Source organism: Sinorhizobium numidicum (assembly GCF_029892045.1).
GTDB lineage: Bacteria > Pseudomonadota > Alphaproteobacteria > Rhizobiales > Rhizobiaceae > Sinorhizobium > Sinorhizobium numidicum.
Genome location: NZ_CP120367.1, coordinates 918,333 through 940,024, shown reverse-complemented (window position 1 = coordinate 940,024; position 21,692 = coordinate 918,333). Strand labels below are relative to the sequence as shown.

Here is a 21,692-nt window from a genome sequence, read left to right as displayed (position 1 = left end):
GAGTGTGAAGCGTATCCCGCCTCTGATAACCCTCCTGGCGTTATTCGTCACCGGATGCACGGCATCTACCGATGGCGCCAAGCCCGCAAGCACCAAGCCAAATATGAGCACGCCAAAGTCGGCGGCTGCGGAAGACACGCCGCGCCAGTGCACCACCCGCTTGACCAAATGCTTTTACGGCACCGGTCCGGCAGGCGTTCCCTGCTCTTGCTGGTCGAGTGACGGTGCCCCAGATCACGGCATCACCACAAAATAGATTTCGGGACGAGAGCGGATCTCCTCCGCCGACGACCATGGAAGACCTCATGGGGTGAGACCAGACGCAATCACCTGCGGAGGTGTCGTGCCGATGAGTGATCTTGATGACGCGCAATGTGCCCATCAAGACCTGATCAGCAGTCAGAACAAAGCCAGATATCTCAGTAGTGACAGGACGCCGATGATAATGACGATGACTTGTACTATTTGCTTCGTGCGTCCGTCCATCGGAAGCCGATTGACGAGATAAAGCACCAGAACGACGACGAGAAACGTCACGAGCACGCTAATCAGTAGGGACATATACTCCGCTCCTGTTGAAGAGGTTTGGCTACAAAGCTTACCTATGGGAGAAGGAATGGAAGGAAAGACCCTTGCGTTGTAATCGGCTCGAGCGTCTCGCCCGCCGGATAGCGCAGGGCGCCGCCATTAGCGGGCGCCGTGGCCGCAGCGGTTCGGACGGCCGCCACCCCAGGCCCGCCCGCCACTACAACGGATCGCGCCCGTCCCCTCCGGAAAAGAGCGAGGCGTTCGCTGCCAGCAGCGCCGAAAGCCGGTCTGCAACCGTGCGCACGTCCTCTCGGGACCGTTCGTCATCATGTAGCACAATCCATAGGTCATGGCTGAGCTTCTCGATGACCGGCCCCGCCCGGACGAAGCTGGGGTCGCTGTCGCCGATGAAACAGGGCATAACCCCAATTCCCGCTCCAGCCTTCACCAGATCAAACATCATTCGCGGTGTGTTCACCCAGTTCGTGATCCACCGGTCCGACTGCTCGAATGCCCAGCGCATCCAAGGCTGATTGGCGACATCCGTTCCGAGCGACACCCAATTGCAGTGACGGCGATGGTCGAAACCCTGTGCACAATAAGGCGCATAAGCGACAGCGACCGATCGGCGGGCCGCGACGTTGCCCGTTTTCGGCCTTTGACCGCAGAGACCGATATCGGCATCGCGGTGGGTCAGATGGATGTCCTCGTCGGAGCTCTTGAAGCACATCCGAAATTCGTCGTGGGGCGTCCAAAAGTGTCGCAACCTCTCTGCCGTGAAGTGCGATAGAGCGCTGTCTAAGAGAACCCGCACGATTGGCATTGAAAGCACCTTCTCGTGCCAGTTGGCGATATCCTGTGCCGCCGCTTGCATCGCCAAGACGCGGTCGAGCAACATCTGGCCGTCGGGTGCGAGTCCGTATCCCGTCCTCGCGCGCACAAAGAGCGCCCGGCCAGTCGAGCGCTCAAGCGCGAGCATGCGCCGCCCGATGGTCGGTGCACTAAGACCGGTCTTCTCGGCAGCACCCGCAAGCCCGCCTTCCTGGGCCACGTGGAAGAACAGGCGAAGATCTTCCCAGTTTTCGACTTTCATTGGTGAAAGATGCCTTTCGTTTCTGCGTCTACATCCGCCGTTGGTCACGTACCACCTCCTGGGTGCCGCGATACTTCCAGGAGAAACGACAATGCTACTCGATTGGACGATCTTATATAGGGAACTCCTGCGCCAGCAGCGCAGACAACGCGCCGATGCCTTTGCCGACCCGCTCGATAGCGCAGAATGGGAGGGGTTGGGATGGCTGTTAAAGCTAATCGAAACGTCTGCCAGGATCCGGCAAAATGGGTGGTCGGCGGCCGATCGTCGGCAAACGGCCTACAGGCCAGCGCGAGGCGCCTTGGGTTGCCAACCCAAAGTTCAAGATGGTTGCGCTGCGAGACAGCTCTAAGTTGCCGCAACAGGGGGTGATCAGGAGGATTGTGCCTGGGCCTCTGCAGTCAGTTTACTCTTGTCGATGTCGCTCGCCCTGTGAGCGCTCCTCAAGCGGCTCGTGCAGTGAGCCGCTAACGGCGCTTTCGCTCATCGGCTTTTGTCGTCGGGGAGGGGACGAGCGTGATGAGGTTCGACGTTCCCAAAGCAATCGGTGCTCGCCGTTTTTTTGTCGGATAATCGGTTCCTCGACCCACTCCGCCATCGGACGGGCTAAATTCGATGGTTTGTGCTTCGCGGACTGACGGGGGACGAATATATGGGATGGATCGACCGAAACATCGATCAACCTTTGCTGAATTGTGCGGCTCGGACATTGAACGCCTGGCATTCGCGAACCGGCCTAAGGCCGGAAATTCTGGAGCCGTGTTGGAACGTTGCGGTCTTGTCATGTCTGCTGATCGCCAGCGGTCTAATCCTCGACAACGGATCGCTTTTGCTCAGCCAGTTTGCACTCGTGGCGCTGGCAATCCCGTCGGCGTGGAGGCTTCTGCCTTCATCGCGGCGAGAGGGTCATGAATACGATTTCCACTCGTATAAAGCGCTTCGAGCGCGTGCGCTGCTAAAGAGGGAGACGGAGTGGTCGTTGCGGCTGACCGTGCTGCTCGTGTCGCCGTTCCTCTCGCTCGTCATGCAAGCGGCGGATCAGGAGGCGGCCTATTTTATTGTCGGAGCAGGCCTGTGGTTCGCTCTCACGGCGCCGGCGAAATTCTACTTGGAAGCGGCCGAGCCGCCGAAGCCTACCGATGGCGACCGGATTTCCCTCGTGCTGACCGGGCACAAGCTCAATTTCTTGCCGGTCCGATGACAAGGATGCACCCGGCTCTCGGCCTCTCAGTGTTTGCCCGACGGGCATTCTCTCGAGCCGGCATCAACCCTCCGTCGTAGAACCTGCTGCCTTGAAGCGCTCCTCGAACTCCCGCCGCAGAGCCCGCCGCACCTCCGCGGCGCGCTGGCGACGTTCCCGGACGCCGGGCTCCGGTACATATGGAGGGACCGTCGTTGGACGTCCCTGCGCATCGACGGCAACCATGGTGAAGTAGCACGAGTTCGTATGCCGCCGCTCGCCCGTCCGGATATTCTCCGCTTCAACCCTGATGCCGACTTCCATGGATGTGCGGCCGGCGTGATTGATCGAGGCTCGGAAGGTCACCAGTTCGCCGACATGGATCGGCTGACGGAACACGACCTGATCGACGGATAACGTTACGGCATATTGCTTTGAGTAACGCGATGCACAGGAGAAGGCGACCCGGTCCAGCAGGTTGAGGAGTGCTCCGCCGTGAACGTTACCACTGAAGTTGGCCATGTCGGGCGTCATCAGGACGACCATCTCGACTTGGCTCGTATCATTAATCTCATGCATCTCTCTTCGTCTCCGGATGATCCCCACTTGACATGCTGTCTATCAGTTCTTTGTATTTCGTGAGTGAGATTGCGAATTCGCGAAATATGCTCAATTTCACTCGGCCGATCCGCCAATAACGGGGCACGCTCTACACCACGCAAGCAACGGTCCGCTCTACGTTATTCAAACCCCGTCTGGGTTCACATCATCGTGACCTTCGGCCGCGGCTGATGACTTCCCCGCCCCTTCGCTCTAGGTGGGAGGAATGCCTAACCTCATAGCCGCTCTTCTGTCGTTCATCGTATTTTTGTCGCCTGCCGCCGCGCAGGAAACATCCTCAGTCTCTTCGTTGTTGAAGAGCGTTGCAACTCGGGGCGATCTGAGGACGCTGAAAACTGTAATCGTTGCGCGCGACGGCAAGATCATCGCCGAGCAGGGTTATCGCGGCTACAGCCCCTCGGGATCGACCAATATTAAATCCGCATCGAAATCGATCGTATCGGCGCTCGTCGGAATAGCGATCAGCAAGGGTCTACTCGAGGGTCCGGACCAGAAGATCGCGCCTATCCTGAAATCCGATCTGCCGCCATCGGCGGACGCGAGGATAAACGAGATCACTATTGGCAACCTGCTTTCGATGCAGGCGGGGCTAGGCCGGATGTCGGGACCGAATTACGGTCGCTGGGTTTCCAGCCGCAATTGGGTGCGCTTCGCCCTTGCCCAACCTTTCGACGATGAACCGGGAGGACGGATGCTCTATTCGACAGCATCGACCCATCTCCTTTCGGCGATCCTGACTAAAGTGAGTGGCAAATCAACCCTGGCTCTGGCGCGTGACTGGCTCGACCCGGTCGAGGGCTTCCGGATCGGCGCCTGGGATCGCGATCCACAAGGCATTTACCTTGGCGGAAACCAGATGGCGATGAGCGCCCGCTCGCTCCTTGCCTTCGGTGAGCTTTACCGCAACAGCGGCCGCACGACTGCCGGCCAGCAGATCGTTCCCGCGGATTGGATAGAGCGTTCGTGGCAGGCGCACACGATTTCGCGCTTTTCCGGCGACGCTTACGGCTACGGCTGGTTCAACCGGCGGATTGCTGGAGAGGATGTTTACTTCGCCTGGGGATATGGCGGCCAGATGCTTTATATAGTGCCGTCGCTGAAGCTCACCGTCGTCATGACGTCGGAGGAGAACGAACCCTCCGCCCGTAACGGATACCGCGACACTCTGCACGGCTTGCTGGCGGAGATTATCGCGGTGGCACGAACCTCCTGATCCTGTCGAAGCGAAAACCCGCGAAAAGCCGTGGTGTCGACTTCTCGCGGGTGTGACCGGCTCCCTTCGATAATCCCAGGCGCGCTGTACGAGCCGCTCCGTTGCCTTATGCCGTCGGCTGCTTGGTCTTCCTCAGATAGGGAAGAACGGTATCGAACGAACCGAAACGCTGGATGGCGTCCTCGTTGGACACGGCCGCGGTGATGATGACATCTTCTCCCTGCTGCCAGTTCGCCGGAGTTGCCACCTGATGCTTGGCAGTCAGCTGGATCGAGTCGATGGCGCGCAGGATTTCGTTGAAGTTGCGGCCCGTCGTCATCGGATAGGTGAGGATCAGCTTGATCTTCTTGTCAGGACCGATGACATAGACCGAACGCACGGTCGCGTTATCGGCGGGCGTGCGGCCCTCCGAGGTGTCGCCGGCCCCGGCGGGCAGCATATCGTAGAGCTTGGCGACTTTGAGATCGCGATCGCCGATCAGCGGGTAATCGACATCGAAACCCGTTGCGAGCTTGATGTCGCTCTTCCATTTGTCGTGGCTTTCGACCGGATCGACCGAGATGCCGATGATCTTCACGCCCCGCTTGCGAAATTCGTTCTCGATGCCGGCCATGGCGCCGAGTTCGGTGGTGCATACGGGCGTGAAATTCTTCGGGTGGGAGAAAAGGACAGCCCAGCCATCGCCAATCCATTCATGGAAATTGATCGTGCCATGCGTGGTCTCGGCGGTGAAATCTGGGGCAGTCTCGTTGATGCGGAGGCTCATGGGTTGCTCCTTTCGGTTCGGCAAAATTTCGCTAAGGATCGCGCAACCGCGAGACTTTCGAGGAGGAAACACGCGATCGCCAATCGTAAAAAGAATGGCAAGGGCGAGAGATCCTGCAGAGCCTGTCAAGCTCCTCGACGAAAGCCTCGGTGAAGCGAACCGGGTCCAACATATCATCCACCGCTTCGGGTAAAAAGCAGTAGCTGCAAGCGGTCTGTTCCTGATAAATGGCCCCTATCGAGCCTAGCATGCCGCTTCTGAAAGAAGAACCTCCCGGGAAAGAAAGCCAAGATGATAGTGGTCCGTTCCGCCCGGTCCGATGACGTAAATGCTCTTGCTGAAATTGGTCTTGCAGCATGGCGCAAGGGAATAAAACCGCATGTGCCAGTGGCCGTTGCGATGGCACTCGAGCAAAATAATCCATTCCTGCCATTCCTGCGGGAACTGGGTTCGCGAGTTTTAGTCGCTGAAGTTCATGGAGAACCTGTTGGCCTCGGTGCCTGTGAGCATGCTGACGACACCATCAGCGATATCTGAAACGCGCAGGGGAGGGTCGCATGACAGCAATCGCTTTAACCATAGCCGGATCGGATTCGGGCGGCGGCGCCGGCATCCAAGCCGATCTCAAGACCTTTTCGGCGCTCGGCGTTTACGGCGCCAGCGTCATTACTGCGATCACGGCCCAGAACACGAAGGGCGTAAGCGCCGTCGAGGATATCTCTCCGAAAATGGTCGCGGCGCAAATCGATGCCGTGTTTTCCGATCTCGACGTGGCAGCAGCAAAGGTCGGCATGGTCTCGCGCTCGGAGACGATCGCCGCAATAGCCGACGCGTTGCAGCGGTTCGGCAGGCGGGCTGTCGTCGATCCGGTTATGGTGGCGACCTCCGGCGATCGGCTGCTGCAACCGGATGCGCTTGAGGCTTTGGTGAAGGAACTCCTGCCATTGGCGCTCGTCGTCACTCCCAATTTGGCCGAGGCAGCTCTGCTGACCGGTCGCTCGGTCGCCGCGGATGAAGCGGAGATGGCGCGTCAGGCAGAAGCGATCTTGAAAACCGGCGCGCATTCGGTTCTGGTCAAGGGAGGGCATTTGAAGAGCGGCGAGGCTACCGATCTTTTCTTCGACGGCGACGGTCTGATCCGGCTTCCGGCGCCGCGGGTCGAAACGCACAACGATCACGGCACCGGCTGCACGCTCTCAGCCGCGATTGCCGCCGGTCTTGCGCTCGGGCAGCCACTAACGGAGGCAGTGCGCACCGCCAAGACCTATCTGCACGGCGCTATTGCTGCCTCCGACGAGTTGAAGGTGGGGCGAGGGCGGGGACCCGTGCACCACTTCCACCGCTGGTGGCGGGCGTGATCTCTTCTTCGATCACCCAATTATGATTCTGTTGTCAGCCGTGAAGCTGTACGGCGGGACCTCAAGATTGCGCGGCGCCGGTCCTTTGCGAACCCGTCCCGAGACGTCGTAGATCGAACCGTGGCACGGGCAGAACCAGCCGTCATGGGGGCCGCGAGGATCGCCGTCCTGCTGGCCCAAGGGTATGCAGCCTAGATGTGTGCACACCCCGACCAGGACGAGCCATTCGGGTCGCGGAGCACGTTCGCTGTCTGCAACGGGATCGATGAGCGCGGGGCTGTCATCATCTTCTCGCGCCTGGGCAATCATTTGCTCCGACCGACGGACGATGAACACCGGTTTGCCGCGCCATTTGATCGTGACACGCTGTCCCGGCTCAACGAGGGAGATGTCGAACTCTACGGAAGCCATCGCAGTCACGTCTGCCGACGGCTGCATGCTGTCTATAAATGGCCACAGAAATGCCGCGCCGCCGACGAGAGTGGCCATGCCCGTGCAAAGGTAAAGAAAATCCCGTCGGGTCGGCTCACGGGGTTGCTCAGTCTGTTCGACGGCGTCAGTCATTTTTATTCGCTGAAGGAGAATCTGCGCCCCTTCTCTGTCAACTATCGACCAGCTGATTCTCCGCTTTCATCGTGACTACGTCAACGCCTTCGAGGCGGCGGCGCCAACTTCAAGGATGGCACCGCTCGCGATGCCTCGTTATCGCCACGGTTGCGCCGCAGCATCATTTTATACTTGATTAATGAGCAGTAGCCGGTTCATCGAGGCAGCCACCATATGCACTTCCTTACCCGTCGGCTGGAGGCTTTCAACCGTGACGAACTGCCGGATTGGCCGCGGTCGCCAAAGGCTCTATGGCGGGTGTTCCTGATTGCCTCGAGCCTCGTCGAGTTTTTCCTTTTTTATATGCTGTCGCTGCTCGTTTTAGCGGCCGTGATCGTTCTAATGATCGTGGCCTGGCTCATCAGGGTCGATCGAAAACCGGCGAAGGTTTATCACCGCTGACAAGTGCGCGCCCGGGGCGACAGCACCGCGCGTCTGCTCGGACGCGCGGTGCTTTGTGGTCGTTTACGGATCAGGCGGCCGTATACCGGTTTTCGGGAGTCCCTTGCTCGATATAATATTTGCCGTAGCGATGCCGGTATTTTTCAGCCCCGCCGAAATCGCTGTATTTCCCGAGCTCATTCATGTCGGTCTTGTTTAGGATCACACCAAGCACCTTGGAATTGATATGCGGCTCGGCGTTCAGGAGATCGCGCACGAGCCGTGACGGCGTTCTTCCCCACTCGACAACGAAGAGGAAGCCGTCGGCAAGCGGCGCAAAGGCTTTGGCATCGACGACCGGAGCAAGGGCGGCTAGATCCACGACCACATAGTCGAACGAATTGCGTGCGTTCTCGATCAGGCCCGCCATGGCCGGCGAGGCGAGCAGTTCATTGCTATGATGCCGCTGGTGATGCGATGCCTCGCCGCCGGCGGGCAGGATCGCCAGCTTCGACCGCTGGTCCACTTTGATCCCGGCGGGCCACGTGGCTTCTCCCGTCAGCGTTTCTACCAGTCCGGTCCTCGGGGCGGGCGTGATCATCTGGGTCAGGCCCGGCTTGCGGATGTCGGCATCGATCAAGAGGGTGCGTTTGCCGCTCGCTGCCAGAAGAGCCGCAAAATTCGCCGCGATGACTGACTTTCCTTCGTCCGGAAGAGCGGAAATGATCGCGATTACACGGCTTTCATTTCCCGGCAGCATGTGGTCCCCGGCGAGTTTGGCGTTCCTGAAGGTCTCGGCGAATGCCGATCGCGGTGCATCGAGCACGATGCGTGAGAGCCGCTGGAACGGCATGGCACCATCGCTCGCGTCGTCCGGCTGCCTATCCGACCCGAAGCGAGCGCGCACGAGCTGCGCCGTCTTCTTCGGCCGGGAACCGATGAGCGGAACATAGCCGAGCGCTCTGTGCCCGAGAAGAGAGCGCACGTCCTCTTCGAGACGGAAAGTCCTTTCGCGAAACTCCAGAAACGCTGCATAGGCGCCGCCGACCATCATGCCGAGCACGGCCGATAGAGCAAGCGCCATGGTTTTCTTCGGGCTCGACGGTGAAACCGGAACGCCGGCCTCCGAGATGACACGTGCCTTGGCGATCGGGAAGGAGCGCTGCTGCGTCGCCTGCTCGTAGCGGCCGAGATAGGATTCATAAAGCGTCTTGAGCGCAGCTGCCTGCTGCTCCAGCTCCCTCAACTGAACGAGCGACTTGCTGGCCTCCGAGTTCTTGCCCGCCATGCCTTGGATGCTCTCGCGCAAAGATGCTTCGCGTGAGCGGGCGACCTCGTATTCGTTCTTGTAGCTCGCCGTAAGCTGTTGCAGTTCCTGATAGATCTGCCGGGCGACATCGCTCTGCTCGGCTCTGAGCGAGACAGCCTGCGGATGGTCGGCGCCAAAATTCTGCGTGACTTCCTGTTCGCGCTTGCCGACAGCGAGATAGCGGGTTCTGAGGTCGCGGATCACCGAATTGTCGCCCTCCTTGGAGGAAACGGTGGCATTGTTCACCGCGTTTTCCGGCCCCTGATCGACAATCGACTTGTACTGATTGTAGCGCGCCGACGCTTGGGCGGTGTCCGCTTGGGCGACGATGAGCTGGCTGTTGAGATCGGACAGCTGCTGCTCGGACATCAGCTCGCCGCGAGCGGCGGTAAGCCCGTTTTCGCTTCTGAACATTTCGACCTCGAGCGCTGCGGCTTGCGAACGCTGTTGCAAATCCGTCAGTCGCTCCTGCAGCCACACAGAGGCGCGCTCGGTCGCCTCGAAGTTGGCGTTCAATTGATCGGTAAGATAAGCTTCCGCGTAGCCACGCACGACGATTGCGGCGAGCTGTGGATCGGGTGAACGGTAAGCAAGCGCCACCACCGAGCTTCGCGCGACCCGCTCAACCGTCAGCGCCTGCTGGAGAAGGGCGGCCGCTTTCTTTCGCCGGCCATTTCGCGCCGCCTCTTCGGAGACGGTCGGCCCGCTCAAAAACAGTCCGGTTGCTGTCTTTAGCCAATCCTTGACGACGGCGACCGGCGACTGGGGAGGATTGAGGATCGTGTCGTTCTCCGAAAGGTTGAGCTTGTCGACGACACGCAGAGCAAGCTCGCCGGATTTCAGGATTTCGACCGCGCTCGCAATCTGCGTGTCCAACATCTGACTGTTTGCAGGCGCCGGCTCTTCCTCGGCGTATTTCGACAGGTTCTCGTCGAGGAGAATCTGCGTCAGGGACGTATATTGTGGTGTTGCGAATAGCAGGTAGACGACCCCCAGTACGATGAAGAGACCAACGAAGGCTGCGACGAGCCTGGCTCGGCGAAAGACGACAGCCATGAGCCGATCGAGATCGATGAAGCCGTCGGACTGCTCTTCGCGAGGCATGATGGTGCTCAATGGGACACTTCTCTGTTTCATGGGGGCCGTTCTGTTCATCTTTTTCTCCGGTCCTTGTCCCGGCGGCCTCCCTTGGCCGCCAGGAACGTTCGCTTATGCCGCCCGGATGCGGCTTTCGTGAGACAGGACCATCTCGCGAACGGATTCGAAGACGGTCTCGCCGATATCCGCCCGGGCAAGCGCGAAGGCGACGTTGGCTTCGATGAAGCCCTGTTTCGAGCCGCAGTCGAAGGTTCGGCCGTCATAGGGGTGCGCATGGAAGGTCTGGTCCGCCGAAAGCTTGAGCATGCCGTCGGTGAGCTGGATTTCATTGCCTGCACCGCGCGGCTGATGGGCAAGAATGGAGAAGATTTCCGGCTGGAGGATGTAGCGGCCGTTGAGATAGAAGTTGGACGGAGCTTCGCCCGCCGCAGGCTTTTCGACCATCTGGGTCACGGCGAAACCGTGCCGCACGGTCTCGCCCTTGCCGACAATGCCGTATTTCGAGGCTTCTTCGGGCGCGCATTGTTCTACGCCGACGACATTACCGCCCACGTCGCGATAAAGATCCACCAAGCCTGCCAGGCAGCCGCGCGTCCCGAAGGAGACCATATCCGGTAGGAGAAGCGCGAAGGGCTCATCGCCGATGAGGTCGCGGGCACACCAAACCGCGTGACCAAGACCGAGCGGGGCCTGCTGACGCGTGAAGCTTACCGAGCCGGCTGCCGGCAACATGCTTTCAAGTTCGGAAATCTGGGCATTCTTGCCCGAACGCGAAAGCGAAGAGATGAGCTCCGGCGTATCGTCGAAGTGATCCTCGATCGCCTGCTTGTTGCGGCTGGTTACGAAAACGATGTGTTCAATGCCAGCCTGGCGCGCCTCGTCCACGGCATATTGAACGACGGGCCGATCGACGATCGTCAACATTTCCTTAGGCACTGCCTTCGTCGCCGGAAGGAACCTCGTTCCGTTTCCGGCAACGGGAATCACTGCTTTTCTGACGGTCCTGATACGGTCCATAGTATCATCCTTTACTTGTGTGAGAGTCGTTGCCCAGCGGGGATGGCTCAGCCGCTGCGGTCACGGGGGCGGGAGGTGCCAATCGCGCCGCAAGGCGGCGCAACCGGATGGCGATCGGCATGCGCAGATGCCGAAGCGCAAGAGGGTCGGCGAGCGCGGTTTTCAGCGCGCCTGCCAACGATCTGTTTTTCAACTGTTCGACGAGGACGAGAAACGAACGCGCCTGGCGGAAGGCGCGGCTGCGCTTGTGCTGCACTGCTTCAGACCTCGGATCGAGCCGGTAACGGCGCAGGAACGCTTCGTCGGCGGACATCATGGCGTCGATATGTTCGAGCTTCAGCACCCGTGAAATCGATCCCTCGCGGATGTGATAGATATAGCCGGCAGAGGGCTCGATCGCGCAGCGGCCACCGGAGGCAAGCGCGGAGGCAAGCAGTATATAGTCCTCGCCGATCCGCAACGCCTCGTCGAATTGGAGGGCATGGTCTTCGAGGAAGCGGCGCCCGAATATCGGTTTCATGTAGCCGAAGTTGTGCTGCGAGCGAAAAAGGACATTCGACTCGATGAAAGCGGAAAGTGTGAGCAGCGGCTGCGCGGCGAGCTCCGCCTCCGAGAACATTCTTACGCTGCAGCCGTTGACCGAGACGACATCGAGATTGTCGACGACGATCTGCGCTCCCGACCTTTCGGCACGCGCGATCATCCGCGCCAGCCGGTCCGGTCTCAGCGTGTCGTCCGAATCGAGAATCGCGATCCACTTGCCCCGTGCCGCGGTAAGGCCGGCATTGCGGGCGCCGCCAGGCCCACGGTTGCGCTCAAGCGCAATCAGGCGAACCCGTGGATCGGCGATGGCCGAGACGAGGGCTGGAGTGGCGTCCGATGAGCAGTCATCGACAACGATAACTTCGACGGTGATGCCTTCCTGACCGAGCGCGCTTTCGACGGCGCGCATGATTGTCTCCGCGGCGTTGAAGGCGGCGACGACAAAGGTTACCTCGGGAACGAGATTGGTCGTCGGCTCGCTCATGGTGATGTCACCTCGGCGGTTCCATATTGTTCGAGTTCCTTTTGCCCGAGAAGGCCGCTGACAACGCCCGCGTGCATGATGGCGCGCAATAAAAAGCGATGACGGCGAACGGGTGACGGCAGCACGAGCAGTGTGGCGAATATGCAATAGGTCGATTTGGCGGCAGCGAGCGCCAGGTTCAAAGGCTTGCGCAAGCCCCTTGCTTTCTCTGCGAGAAGGCGGCCGTGCGTCTGTCCGGAGCGGAAGCGTCGCTTCGACAGCCAGGAGAAGGAGGTCCGGTTTTCGGGAACCGGCTCGTGCACCCAGGCTTCCGGCGCGAAAGCAATTGTTCCGCCAGCGCCATGCATCTCCGTGAAGAAGTCCGTATCCTCGCCCCCGCTCCGGCCGAGCGTGAGCTTGAAGCGACGCCCAATGAGCGAAGGCGCTTTGAGCTTGAGCAGGACATTGCAGGTATAGCCGGTGCGGATCTGCCCAGCGACCCAGACGGGCAGCGTCGAATGGAAGTCGCCGCGGCGCATCCAACCAGGAGCTGACGGGCCGTAATGCGCACGGACGGGGCCGAGAATTGCATCGGCGCCGGTGGTCCGAGCCTTTTCCAGCAAGCGAACGAGCCATTCCTTCGAAGCGGCCTCGTCGTCATCTATGAAGGCGAGGAAGTCGCCGGTGCCGTTGTCGAGGCAGGCGTTGCGCGCGATCGAAATGTTCGATGCCGGGCAATGAACGTAGGTAACGTCGAAGGGAAGTTCCGGTCGAAGGCGGTCGACCAGCGCGCTCGCACTAGGCGTCACGTCGTTGTCCGCGACGATGATGCGGATCGCAGCGCTTTCCGGCACAATCAAGGTCGCGAGCGAACGGAGCGTCTCAGCGAGTTCCGGCCGTCGAAACGTGCAGACGGCGATATCGATCTTGAGGTTCTCGTTCGTCATCAGACCACCCGGCGGCGGAGGTCGAGAAGCTCCCGCCAGAAGCCGGCGGACCAGGCGAAATGCATGACCATGGCCGAAAAGGCGGCGAGCGGCCCGTAGGGATTTCGCTGACCGAGCGCCATCCAGACGCCGTAACCAAGGCACGCGATAACCCAAAGGCCCGCCGGAATGACGGCAGCCCAGTTGATGATTGCGAGGAGGGCGCCGAAGGCTACGGGCGCCACCGCGAGCGGCAGAATCTGCCGGATGCCGGGCATGGCACGGTGCTTGAGGAAGTTTTTGGCCCGGCCGCGGCCATAGCCGAAATATTGGCGGAAGAGGGGAACGACCTTCGCGCGCGGATAGTAGACCATGCTCGTTTTGTCGGTCATCCAGATCCGGTAGCCGGCTTTTCTCAGGCGATAGTCGAATTCGGCATCCTCGTTGTGGCTGAAGCTTTCGTCATAGCCGCCGATCGCCTTGAAGGCGGCGATACGCATCAGCGCGTGATGGCCATGCTCGGCCCAGTGGCCGGCCGCACCGGCCCGGTGCTTGGAACCACCGTTACCGAGCTTGGAATTCTGCGCGAAGGCCGTCGCCTTCTGAAACGTGCTGATCCCGACGGTCTGCATGGCGACGACGACGGAGTCGGCGCCCGTCGCCAGAGCGTCTTCGACGAGCCGCTGGCAATAATCATCCGGATAGGTCGCGTGAGCGTCGATGCGGATCAGGTAGTCGAATTCCGAACCGAGTGCGGCCACCGCGCGGTTGACGGCAGCGCTCTGTATGCGTTGCGGATTGTCGAGGACGAGCACCTGGGGGTCCTCGGCGGCAAGGCGGCGAGCGATCTCACGCGTACCGTCCGTACTGCCGCCGTCGACGATGACGATCGTTGCGTTCAAGGGCTTCAGCGACGGCCGCAGCTTTTCGACCAGCGCTTCGATGTGGATCGCCTCATTGAGGCAGGGTATCACGATAAGACTGGACGTGGATGTCAGACCATCCGTGTTCATAGCAATCCACCTTCATTGTGACGGGGCTCCGATACGGCGCCGGCCGGCATGGTCTGCGGCTCTTCGACGGTGAGGGTCGCAAGGCGGCGCACCAGTGCCTCGCAGTCGGCACGGTCGAACACCCAGGTCGCCGGGTTGCACTGGCCGACGCGATCGGCGGCCTCGACGTAGCGGTCCGCTGTCATGGAGCCGATGAGTGTGACGAGGCTGTCGGCACTCGCTTCCTCGACGACGAGGCCAATTCCTCGTACGGAAAGAAAGCGCGCCGTCTCGGTGCCTTTCATGGCGATCGGCACCCGTCCGTAGCGGCAGCCTTCATAGAGCCTGTTCGGCAGTAGCCAGGAGGAATTCTGACCTTCCTCGAAGAAGTCGATTGCCCATGTGAAATGGACATCGCCATAGATGCCGGCGAGGTCTTCCGGATTGCGATAGGATCCCTCAAAGCGCATGAACGGCTCGTCGCGCACGAAGCCTCCAAAATCCTCAAACTCGGAATAAGCGGGCCTGCCTCTGAGCACGATCTCGACGCGCCCCTCCATCTTCCGCGAGAATTCGGCGAGAAGAGCGAGAGACTTTCGGCAGCGCAACGCGCCGAACCAGCCGATCTTCCACGGCGCGCCGGGCGTTGGATACTCTGCCGAAATTGTGTTTCGGTCTGCGCAGCCGTCGATTTCCAGCACCTTGTTTTCAAGCAGCAACGCCGGCGCCTCCAGCCCCGAAAGCGGACGAAAGTAGTGCTCGATGAAGGCCGGTGAACTGGTGATCAGCCAGCGCGCGTCCTTGCCGAAATGAGCCTCGGCGGCGCGAAGCGCCCGCCCGACAACGTCCTTGCGTAGCAGCAGCCGGTGAATGTCGAGGCATTCGTAGACGATCGGAACCTCGCCGCCGAAAAGCGTGACTGCCCGCTTGGCGACAGCGAGCATTTCGAGATTGCGCGCGATGATGATGTCGGGCTTTCGAACGTTTCCGAGCTTGCTCTTGAGCGACAGACACGCCGAGGCAACGGCCCCGATCCGTTGCGCAAAACGGCCGTCCGCCGTCACCCCGAGTTCGACCGGTTCGACGCCGTGAACCGCGGCCAGAGAATTGCTGTCGCGGCGGAATCCCGCAAGCGTTACGCTTGCGCCGCCGGCGACGAGCGTCAAAATCCTGCGCCGTACCGCAGGGTCGGCCAGATCTTGTGCCAAATAAAGTATCTGCAGCATGAAAACGTCCGTTTCCCTGCTCAGCCCCCGCCGAGCTTAATTCGATTTCTTGTGTATCGCAACAAGCGGTTGCAATTGCTCAGCAATTGGTCATCTGCTCAGTTTCCGCTCAGTTCAGGGCGGCAGGCCACTGACTCGGCGAATTGGCACTCGTCGCCGGCAGCCGTGAAAGCGACGCGATCCACCTGCAGCTTCGTCGGCTCCTTGTATGAGAAGGTTCCCATCCAGTCCGAAAGCTTGTCCGTTCCCCAGAGGCTGAAGAAGATCTTTTGTGCATTGACCGGTATTTTCGCGGGATCCGTAACTTCGTGGACCAACTCGCCGTTGACATAATAGCGCAGCCGGTCCTTCTCCCAGACGAAGGCGTAATCATTAAAACCCTGGTTCGCGCCGCCTGGAACATCGGCGAGATACTCGTTGCCGCCCTTCGCGGAGACATATTGATTGATTTGCACCTTTGCGGTGTTCTTACCGAGCACCTCGAAATCGATCTCGTCGTGCGGTTTCTTGTCGGCCGGACCGATATAGGTGAAGAAGGCTGAATTCAGCCCGGAGCCGTCTGCGGTCTTGATCCTTGCCTCATAGGTGCCATAGCCGAAACGTTTGCGTGTCTGGATTTCACCGCAAACGAAATTCCGCTCGCCTTCCTTTCGATCCTGAAAGGTCAGTTCCAAAATGCCGTTTGCAATCTTCACCTGCTTCTTCGACCAGGTGCAATTCTGGTGCGGACCATTGTTCCACCCATCCGAGACAAACCAGACTCGGGTATCGAGCTTATCGAAATCATCCATGAAGGAGGTGCCATTGGCGCCCTCTTGTGCCGCCGCGGCTCCGGCTGCAGCGAGAGGAAGCATTGCGATGAGGGCGAGGCGACTTAAGCGGCCATAACGATCGGATTTCATGTCCTGTTACCTTTGTGTTTCGCACTTGTTCGGCTACCACTAAGGCTGCCGAGGCGAACGGGCGCCAAACGCTTCATAAGCCTGTGCGAAGCGACGAGAATCGCGAGCGCCAGGAACGGCGCCGTAAAATAGAAGAGCGGATATAGTGCGGACCCGGTGCGGTTCCAGATCATCCAGAACAAGAAGAGCAGCGGGAGTTGTGCGCAGAAACTCAGCCCGTTGGTGCTGGTCGGCCTGTCGCCGAGTGGCACATGTGCGGACATGGTGCCCGAGATCAGCACGATCGGCATCAGATTGCTGCGCGACGAGACGTTCGCGTCCATATTCATGATGTCAGTCATCCCCTATCGGGCAGCGCCTCTGCGGCAGCCGTTTCAACGGAGCAGACTTGAGCCCGCGGGAGTCAAACTAGGGCAATCTCAAAGAAAAAATATGGCAGTGCAGCAGAAAATTGAATGGTGTCATGCTGCACTGCACCTAAGTGGCGAGCTATCGCATGGGAAGCCATGGCAGACCGGCCATGCTCGCGGGAGAAAAACCCCGGTTTCGCCGCACGTTGCAGAAATTGTGCCCCGCAAATTTTTGGGGCAACCTAAAATTGAACAACGGGATTGTGATTTTTTTAAATTGCGTGAATTTTTTGGTGGAACAAACCCGTCCCAGGTGGCGATATCCCGAAATGAGGCAAGCTTTGGGCAGCCTTCGCAGTCAAAAGCAGCCCGCCATACCGACAGCGAGATTCGCAATCGCCATTCCAAATCGTTCAAGCGGGCGCGATCATGCAAGCAAACGCCGGGCGGCTATGAGCTCGGCATTCATGGACGTTCGTTCGGTGGAATTGGAAGCAGGCAGCCTCTGCGTCCGGAGCGCAAGGCTGCGACGCGGCGATAAGCCCTAAAATGTTACTGGAAAGTCGTGCGACGCCGAGCAATAGTGCGCACATATTTTAGTCGTTTCAGTACCATCCGAGCCCGCCACAAACCGGCGGGCTTTTTTTGATTGGCGAGCGAATGCTCGCATCGACCGCCAATCCGTACCACCCCCAGGAGTTCATGGCGCGTCTGAAGGAGCTATTGATCCTTTGGCTTTACGGAGATCGTCTTCGTCTCGTTTTCCCGGAAGGGTCTGGTCATCTCGTCGATTTCGGCCTGTCGCTCTGCTGCGACCCTCGGCTCTCGTGATTTCAGCGAGGGCATCAGCACCGCCGCAGCGATCCCCAGCGGACCAAGAATACAACCGATCAGAAGCCAGCGAAGGCTGTGACCGCCCCTCATTGCCGCTATGACCGCGGTAACAATGGCGCACAAAATCCAGATTTCGATGATCATTGACTCTCGTTCGCTGCCTTCAACAGATCGGTTTTCCATTCACGCGTCCGGCGCGTACCGGGCAGGATCGGTCGGTCTGACCACGCCATATGCCGGCCCTGGCCGATCTCGCCATTTCCTGCGCTGAGGCATACAGGCCGTTGCTGTATCTTTCCCAGTCGATAGCATTGCCGGTCTCGACAAGCCAGCGGTTCACATCTCTCCCGTCAGCCCGAAAGCACGTGCCGATAAAACGGCGATAACGGTCGCGCCCGGCAAATTCGCACCGGGTCGGGCGGGACGCCGACAGGAAAGCCTCCAAGGCCAAGGTCGCTTCCTTACCGCACCGGTAATCCGCCCCTGTTTCATCCAGACAGACTTGCCAATCCTCCGGCGCGTCCACACCGTTAAGTTGGATGCGTTCGCCGGCAATTTCAATAGTATCTCCGTCGATGGTGGACGCAGGTCCGACGATCGGTTCGGCCGCCTCGGCGCCGTTGGCGACTAAAAGCATAGCCAACACCGCGTTGATCTTCCGCCTTGCTGTTCGCGAACGTGACGAGAGACACGAGGGTCCTTTTCCGAGGACCTTTGCAGCGAACTCGATGCCGAACATGCCCCATTCCCGTGCAACCCTCATTCCCCATCAGCCTAACTCAGGTCGACCGCGGTCCGCATCCTTCAAAACTATGGGTGAAAGTCGACATCGAAGCCCTATCGATCACGATCGGCGCGCCTCGGTTGCGGCAGGAGGGATTTGCTAAACTTCGCGCAAGACCGCGATCTCACGATTAGAAGACAAAGAGGTAGAGCAGGATGATAACGATGAGCGGAACGCCCATCAGCCAGAGAATGATGCCTTTCATCTTCCCAATCCCGATAGTTGCCACTGAAGCGGTAACACCGAGCAGGCAAAAGTGTTCCTGACCGGCTGATCAGGCAGGCAACAAAAAAGGCCGGGCTTCCCCGACCTTTTCACATTCGCTGCTCTGCCCTGCCAGTACATCCGTGGTCAGCGGCCAAGCGCGAATTCTGCCCGGAAAAAGATCAGGCGCGATGCGCCGACACGTCTCTCCAAGCAATCTGTTGACCGCTAGATGGGAACCCGCGACGAAAATTACAAGCTAGCCGCTTCGTTCATAGCGGGTTTCAGCGAACTAGATCCGATTAAACGTTATTCGCCCCGCTCCATCGCGAATCCTTCGAGCAGATAGCGTACGTCACCCGTGCCCCCGAGCGCGACCGGGGCCGGCGAGCGGGGGCGTCGGAAACGCTCGGTCTTGTCGGCAAGGATTCCGCCCACGATGGCGGGAAGGGCGCCCGGGTGAGTCAAGGCATAAGCGATCGCGTTCTTGAAACCTTCATTGTTCTTAAGATCGAGAAAGTACCGCAACTCGTAGCGGTCCCGAATATGGCGTTCGTGCCAGCGTATGACGGCCTCCGCCTCGCGGCTCAGGCGGCTCTCGGCGAGGATCGCACGATCGGCCTCGTAGAGACGTTTCAGGTCGATCGTTCGGTGGCTGCCGCTCAGCGAATCGCCTCGAACAACGGCGGCGTAACCGCAACTGTGAATAATCTTGTAGCGGGCACCCTTCGCTAACGCCCGGGTATAGAGGTCGTAGTCTTCACCAAGGCGCAGCATCTCGTTGTAGCGAAGCCCATGTTGATCGAGGAAAGTGCGCCGCATAAGCGGTTTTAAAAAGCCGATTTCACCGCGCCGCACTCCGCGCCGCGAGATGTTTCCCTCGACGAAGCCGACAAGATCGATCAGGCGGGGACTTGGCGTGAAGCGACCGATCTTGCCATGGGCGCTTGCGGCTTGAGCGGCATCGATGAAGGCGATGTTGTCGGCGATGAAATCCCAGCCGTCCTCAGATAGCAGTTGCCGCAGCCGACCGGGAAAAAAGAAATCGTCGGCGTCTAGTACGCCGAGAAGCGGCGATTGCGAAATCGAGATCGCATGATTGCGCGCCGCCGCAGGGCCGCGGTTTTCTTCGAAGCGAACGACATTCAGCCGGCCGGTCCCGTCATCGGCAGCGCGCGCGACGGTAGCTGTATCGTCGGTCGAGCCGTCATCGATGACGACGACTTCCGCCGCTTCCGGCTCGGCAAGAGCCGAGGCAATTGCGATGGTGATCGTGTCGGCGGCGTTTTTTGCGGCAATGATAATGCAGACATTCGTCCGCGCGGCTGCGGTCATACTGGCCTCCAGCGGGTCATCGGATGCGCCGGTGCGAAACGAGTTTCACCCGGACGCGCGAATCATGCCGGGCGATCATGTCGCAAACGCGTCAAACGGGAAATTTTTTTGCAAGTGCGAAAGGGACGACGACAGTCGCGCTTCACGCCATCAGAAATTGAAATGCCGCGGCCGGTTCAGTCCGCGGAGGCGAACCTTGCCGGGTTGATTGTCGTCGTTCGCTGGCTCGACGACTACCGGCACCTTACTGGGCTCGAGCTTGCGGCGATCGCGGGCCTCTTTCCAAACGAGAAAAAGGACAGCGAGGAAGTACCCGACTTGCATGAGCACGGCGCAGATCAAGGTCTGTAATGCCGTAGAAGCCAGTGAACCATTGAGGAGGTAGGTCGCGATGGCGAACACTGCCAGAGCGCCAATCATGCTTACAAGGAAGCGTGGTGCGAACATACCGCTATCCCGCTTTCAAAATGTCGATCGGAACTATCATCGGACTCTCAGGCCTCCCTCCTGTGTTTCCACTATATTAGGAGACGCTTTTTTCTTCAACATGTAAACGCAACTTTGTCACTATTGTTTCTACGTTAAAAACCTTTCCGCTGCCTTTAAGCCCATCGCTAACGAATCCCTTCCAAAGTGATTGGAGTGGTTCCCTTCTGCAATCCCCGGTTATGAAGAGCGCGCCAATAATAGTTTTCCGCGCGTTTTCAGTGGTTACTGACTCGCGACACAATCCCCTAAATTAGCAGGGGGGAAAGGCGAACTTATTCTGATTGCTGCATCTTTCGGCTCGCCGAAAGCGATTTTCCGCGATCAACTTTTGTTACAGAGCAGATGCCAAATGGGCGAGCAAATGTGCAGCGCAACATAATGATGCAATGCAACAAACTGGTGGAAACTTGCCCCGCGCCAATTCCGCTCGGCCGCCGCTGCGGCGTATTTGAGTGAAACGATGATACGTGAATTACAATACTTTAGGACATGCAATAATGAAGTCCCGCCGATGTTTCAACGTGGCAATCTTGTGACGAACTATCCTAGCTGTAATTTTGGACCGTTATAATTAAATGTCCGTAATAGTGTGACAGGCATACGCCTCCAAAACGCTTTGGATGGGCGTCCGCAAGGGCCGCCATCATTTCGCCTTCAAAAAACAAAATCTCACCATACACTCGCGCTAGATCAGCCCGCGTCCTGCGGGACCGACAATCGCCAACGTAAGTCCTGCGGGACCGACAATCGCCAACGTAAATGGAGTCACCTCTATGAAGTCCGCGACTCGCTCGGCCAGTTCGCCGTTTTTTATCACCGAAGAGACCGGAGTATTCCGGCCGATAGGGGGAATATCAAAACGAAGTTTCGACGTGCTCGCCGCCTCTCTGGCGCTCGTCCTCTTCAGCCCGCTCTTCCTGCTCATCATGGCGCTCGTGAGGTTTTCCGACGGCGGCAGCGTTTTCTATGGACATCGTCGCATCGGGCATAACGGTCAGGCTTTCAAGTGCCTGAAGTTCCGCACGATGATGGAAAACGGCGATCGGGTGCTGCAAGAGTATTTCAAGGCAAATCCCGCCGCCTATGAAGAATGGCGCGCGACGCGCAAGCTTCAGCACGATCCGCGCGTAACCGCGATCGGCAGCGTTCTTCGCAAGCTCAGCCTCGACGAGCTGCCGCAACTGCTCAACATCATTCGCGGCGAAATGAGTATCGTTGGTCCGAGACCGGTGGTCGAAGACGAACTCGAGCTCTATGATCAGGCTGCAGTCTACTACCTGCGCTCGCGCCCCGGCCTTACCGGCCTTTGGCAGATCAGCGGCCGCAACGATGTGTCCTACGCCGCCAGGGTGGCTTTCGACACGCAATATGTTCAGAACTGGTCGCTCCTTGCCGACCTTGTTATTGTCGCCCGAACAATCCCCGCCGTCTGCTTCTCCCGCGGCAGCTACTGAAACCCTGGCGTTGACCAAAC

General features: G+C 59.3%; 23 protein-coding genes and 1 pseudogene. 7 read left to right on the top strand and 17 right to left on the bottom strand.

The genetic code is table 11. From position 1 onward, the window contains the following. Positions 1–399: 399 nt before the first annotated feature. Both PYH37_RS04530 and PYH37_RS04525 read right to left on the bottom strand, forming a co-directional pair. The gene (locus PYH37_RS04530) at positions 400–561 is read right to left on the bottom strand and encodes a Thivi_2564 family membrane protein (protein WP_280732235.1); all 162 of its coding nucleotides are present in this window, start codon (positions 559–561) and stop codon (positions 400–402) included. A 184-nt stretch (positions 562–745) separates the two neighbouring features. Further along, positions 746–1,621 (bottom strand): LysR family transcriptional regulator, encoded by an 876-nt coding sequence (locus tag PYH37_RS04525; protein WP_280732527.1) that lies wholly within the window; start codon positions 1,619–1,621, stop codon positions 746–748. A 979-nt stretch (positions 1,622–2,600) separates the two neighbouring features. Between PYH37_RS04525 and PYH37_RS04520 the strand changes: the two genes are divergently transcribed. Next, positions 2,601–2,822: a hypothetical protein gene (locus PYH37_RS04520; RefSeq protein WP_280732234.1), complete on the top strand. Its 222-nt coding sequence runs from the start codon at positions 2,601–2,603 to the stop codon at positions 2,820–2,822. Between the two features lie 63 nt (positions 2,823–2,885). Here the strand turns inward: PYH37_RS04520 and PYH37_RS04515 are convergent, their stop codons facing one another. After that, positions 2,886–3,380, bottom strand: coding sequence for an acyl-CoA thioesterase (locus PYH37_RS04515; RefSeq protein WP_280732233.1), 495 nt, complete (start codon positions 3,378–3,380; stop codon positions 2,886–2,888). 247 nt (positions 3,381–3,627) lie between these two features. Between PYH37_RS04515 and PYH37_RS04510 the strand changes: the two genes are divergently transcribed. Then, the gene (locus tag PYH37_RS04510; protein ID WP_280732232.1) at positions 3,628–4,635 is read left to right on the top strand and encodes a serine hydrolase domain-containing protein; all 1,008 of its coding nucleotides are present in this window, start codon (positions 3,628–3,630) and stop codon (positions 4,633–4,635) included. A 106-nt stretch (positions 4,636–4,741) separates the two neighbouring features. On the opposite strand, the gene PYH37_RS04505 is transcribed toward PYH37_RS04510, so the two are convergent. Continuing rightward, positions 4,742–5,401, bottom strand: coding sequence for a peroxiredoxin (locus PYH37_RS04505; RefSeq protein ID WP_280732231.1), 660 nt, complete (start codon positions 5,399–5,401; stop codon positions 4,742–4,744). 291 nt (positions 5,402–5,692) lie between these two features. Between PYH37_RS04505 and PYH37_RS04500 the strand changes: the two are divergent. Both PYH37_RS04500 and thiD read left to right on the top strand, forming a co-directional pair. Beyond that, positions 5,693–5,935 (top strand): annotated as a pseudogene (locus tag PYH37_RS04500) (GNAT family N-acetyltransferase); the annotation flags it as partial. A gap of 23 nt (positions 5,936–5,958) precedes the next feature. After that, the gene (gene thiD, locus PYH37_RS04495; protein ID WP_280732230.1) at positions 5,959–6,759 is read left to right on the top strand and encodes a bifunctional hydroxymethylpyrimidine kinase/phosphomethylpyrimidine kinase; all 801 of its coding nucleotides are present in this window, start codon (positions 5,959–5,961) and stop codon (positions 6,757–6,759) included. 12 nt (positions 6,760–6,771) lie between these two features. On the opposite strand, the gene petA is transcribed toward thiD, so the two are convergent. After that, positions 6,772–7,323, bottom strand: a complete 552-nt coding sequence (petA, locus tag PYH37_RS04490) for a ubiquinol-cytochrome c reductase iron-sulfur subunit (protein ID WP_280732229.1) — start codon at positions 7,321–7,323, stop codon at positions 6,772–6,774. A gap of 216 nt (positions 7,324–7,539) precedes the next feature. On the opposite strand from petA, the gene PYH37_RS04485 reads away from it, so the two are divergent. Then, positions 7,540–7,767 carry a hypothetical protein gene (locus tag PYH37_RS04485; RefSeq protein ID WP_280732228.1) on the top strand — a complete coding sequence of 76 codons (228 nt, stop codon included), beginning with the start codon at positions 7,540–7,542 and terminating at the stop codon, positions 7,765–7,767. A 70-nt stretch (positions 7,768–7,837) separates the two neighbouring features. Here PYH37_RS04485 and PYH37_RS04480 read toward each other — a convergent pair whose 3' ends face one another. From PYH37_RS04480 to PYH37_RS04445, 8 genes are all read right to left on the bottom strand, one after another. Continuing rightward, on the bottom strand, positions 7,838–10,210 hold the full coding sequence (locus tag PYH37_RS04480; protein WP_280732227.1) for a polysaccharide biosynthesis tyrosine autokinase: 2,373 nt from the start codon (positions 10,208–10,210) through the stop codon (positions 7,838–7,840). 54 nt (positions 10,211–10,264) lie between these two features. Continuing rightward, on the bottom strand, positions 10,265–11,170 hold the full coding sequence (locus tag PYH37_RS04475; RefSeq protein WP_280732226.1) for a UTP--glucose-1-phosphate uridylyltransferase: 906 nt from the start codon (positions 11,168–11,170) through the stop codon (positions 10,265–10,267). A 4-nt stretch (positions 11,171–11,174) separates the two neighbouring features. Continuing rightward, entirely contained in the window at positions 11,175–12,197 is a 1,023-nt protein-coding gene (locus tag PYH37_RS04470; RefSeq protein ID WP_280732225.1) for a glycosyltransferase family 2 protein, read from the bottom strand. Continuing rightward, positions 12,194–13,123 (bottom strand): glycosyltransferase family 2 protein, encoded by a 930-nt coding sequence (locus PYH37_RS04465; protein WP_280732224.1) that lies wholly within the window; start codon positions 13,121–13,123, stop codon positions 12,194–12,196. The genes PYH37_RS04470 and PYH37_RS04465 overlap by 4 nt, the downstream gene beginning before the upstream one ends. Beyond that, complete coding sequence (locus tag PYH37_RS04460; RefSeq protein WP_280732223.1) at positions 13,123–14,115, bottom strand: glycosyltransferase family 2 protein; 993 nt, start codon at positions 14,113–14,115, stop codon at positions 13,123–13,125. The genes PYH37_RS04465 and PYH37_RS04460 overlap by 1 nt, the downstream gene beginning before the upstream one ends. Continuing rightward, entirely contained in the window at positions 14,112–15,320 is a 1,209-nt protein-coding gene (locus tag PYH37_RS04455; RefSeq protein WP_280732222.1) for a glycosyltransferase family protein, read from the bottom strand. The genes PYH37_RS04460 and PYH37_RS04455 overlap by 4 nt, the downstream gene beginning before the upstream one ends. Positions 15,321–15,418: 98 nt before the next feature. Next, positions 15,419–16,222 carry an endo-1,3-1,4-beta-glycanase ExoK gene (gene exoK / locus PYH37_RS04450; RefSeq protein ID WP_280732221.1) on the bottom strand — a complete coding sequence of 268 codons (804 nt, stop codon included), beginning with the start codon at positions 16,220–16,222 and terminating at the stop codon, positions 15,419–15,421. Continuing rightward, positions 16,219–16,551 carry a hypothetical protein gene (locus PYH37_RS04445; RefSeq protein ID WP_280732220.1) on the bottom strand — a complete coding sequence of 111 codons (333 nt, stop codon included), beginning with the start codon at positions 16,549–16,551 and terminating at the stop codon, positions 16,219–16,221. The genes exoK and PYH37_RS04445 overlap by 4 nt, the downstream gene beginning before the upstream one ends. Before the next feature lie 103 nt (positions 16,552–16,654). Here PYH37_RS04445 and PYH37_RS04440 point away from each other — a divergent pair, with 103 nt between their 5' ends. Beyond that, entirely contained in the window at positions 16,655–17,113 is a 459-nt protein-coding gene (locus PYH37_RS04440) for a hypothetical protein (RefSeq protein WP_280732219.1), read from the top strand. A 179-nt stretch (positions 17,114–17,292) separates the two neighbouring features. Here PYH37_RS04440 and PYH37_RS04435 read toward each other — a convergent pair whose 3' ends face one another. From PYH37_RS04435 to exoX, 4 genes are all read right to left on the bottom strand, one after another. Then, positions 17,293–17,550: a hypothetical protein gene (locus PYH37_RS04435; protein ID WP_280732218.1), complete on the bottom strand. Its 258-nt coding sequence runs from the start codon at positions 17,548–17,550 to the stop codon at positions 17,293–17,295. 19 nt (positions 17,551–17,569) lie between these two features. Next, positions 17,570–18,043: a thermonuclease family protein gene (locus PYH37_RS04430; protein ID WP_280732526.1), complete on the bottom strand. Its 474-nt coding sequence runs from the start codon at positions 18,041–18,043 to the stop codon at positions 17,570–17,572. Positions 18,044–18,703: 660 nt separating this feature from the next. Beyond that, entirely contained in the window at positions 18,704–19,729 is a 1,026-nt protein-coding gene (locus PYH37_RS04425) for a glycosyltransferase family 2 protein (RefSeq protein ID WP_280732217.1), read from the bottom strand. A 150-nt stretch (positions 19,730–19,879) separates the two neighbouring features. Beyond that, entirely contained in the window at positions 19,880–20,176 is a 297-nt protein-coding gene (exoX, locus tag PYH37_RS04420; protein ID WP_280732216.1) for an exopolysaccharide production repressor ExoX, read from the bottom strand. 815 nt (positions 20,177–20,991) lie between these two features. On the opposite strand from exoX, the gene PYH37_RS04415 reads away from it, so the two are divergent. Then, on the top strand, positions 20,992–21,672 hold the full coding sequence (locus PYH37_RS04415; RefSeq protein ID WP_280732215.1) for a sugar transferase: 681 nt from the start codon (positions 20,992–20,994) through the stop codon (positions 21,670–21,672). The last annotated feature ends 20 nt before the right edge of the window (positions 21,673–21,692 follow it).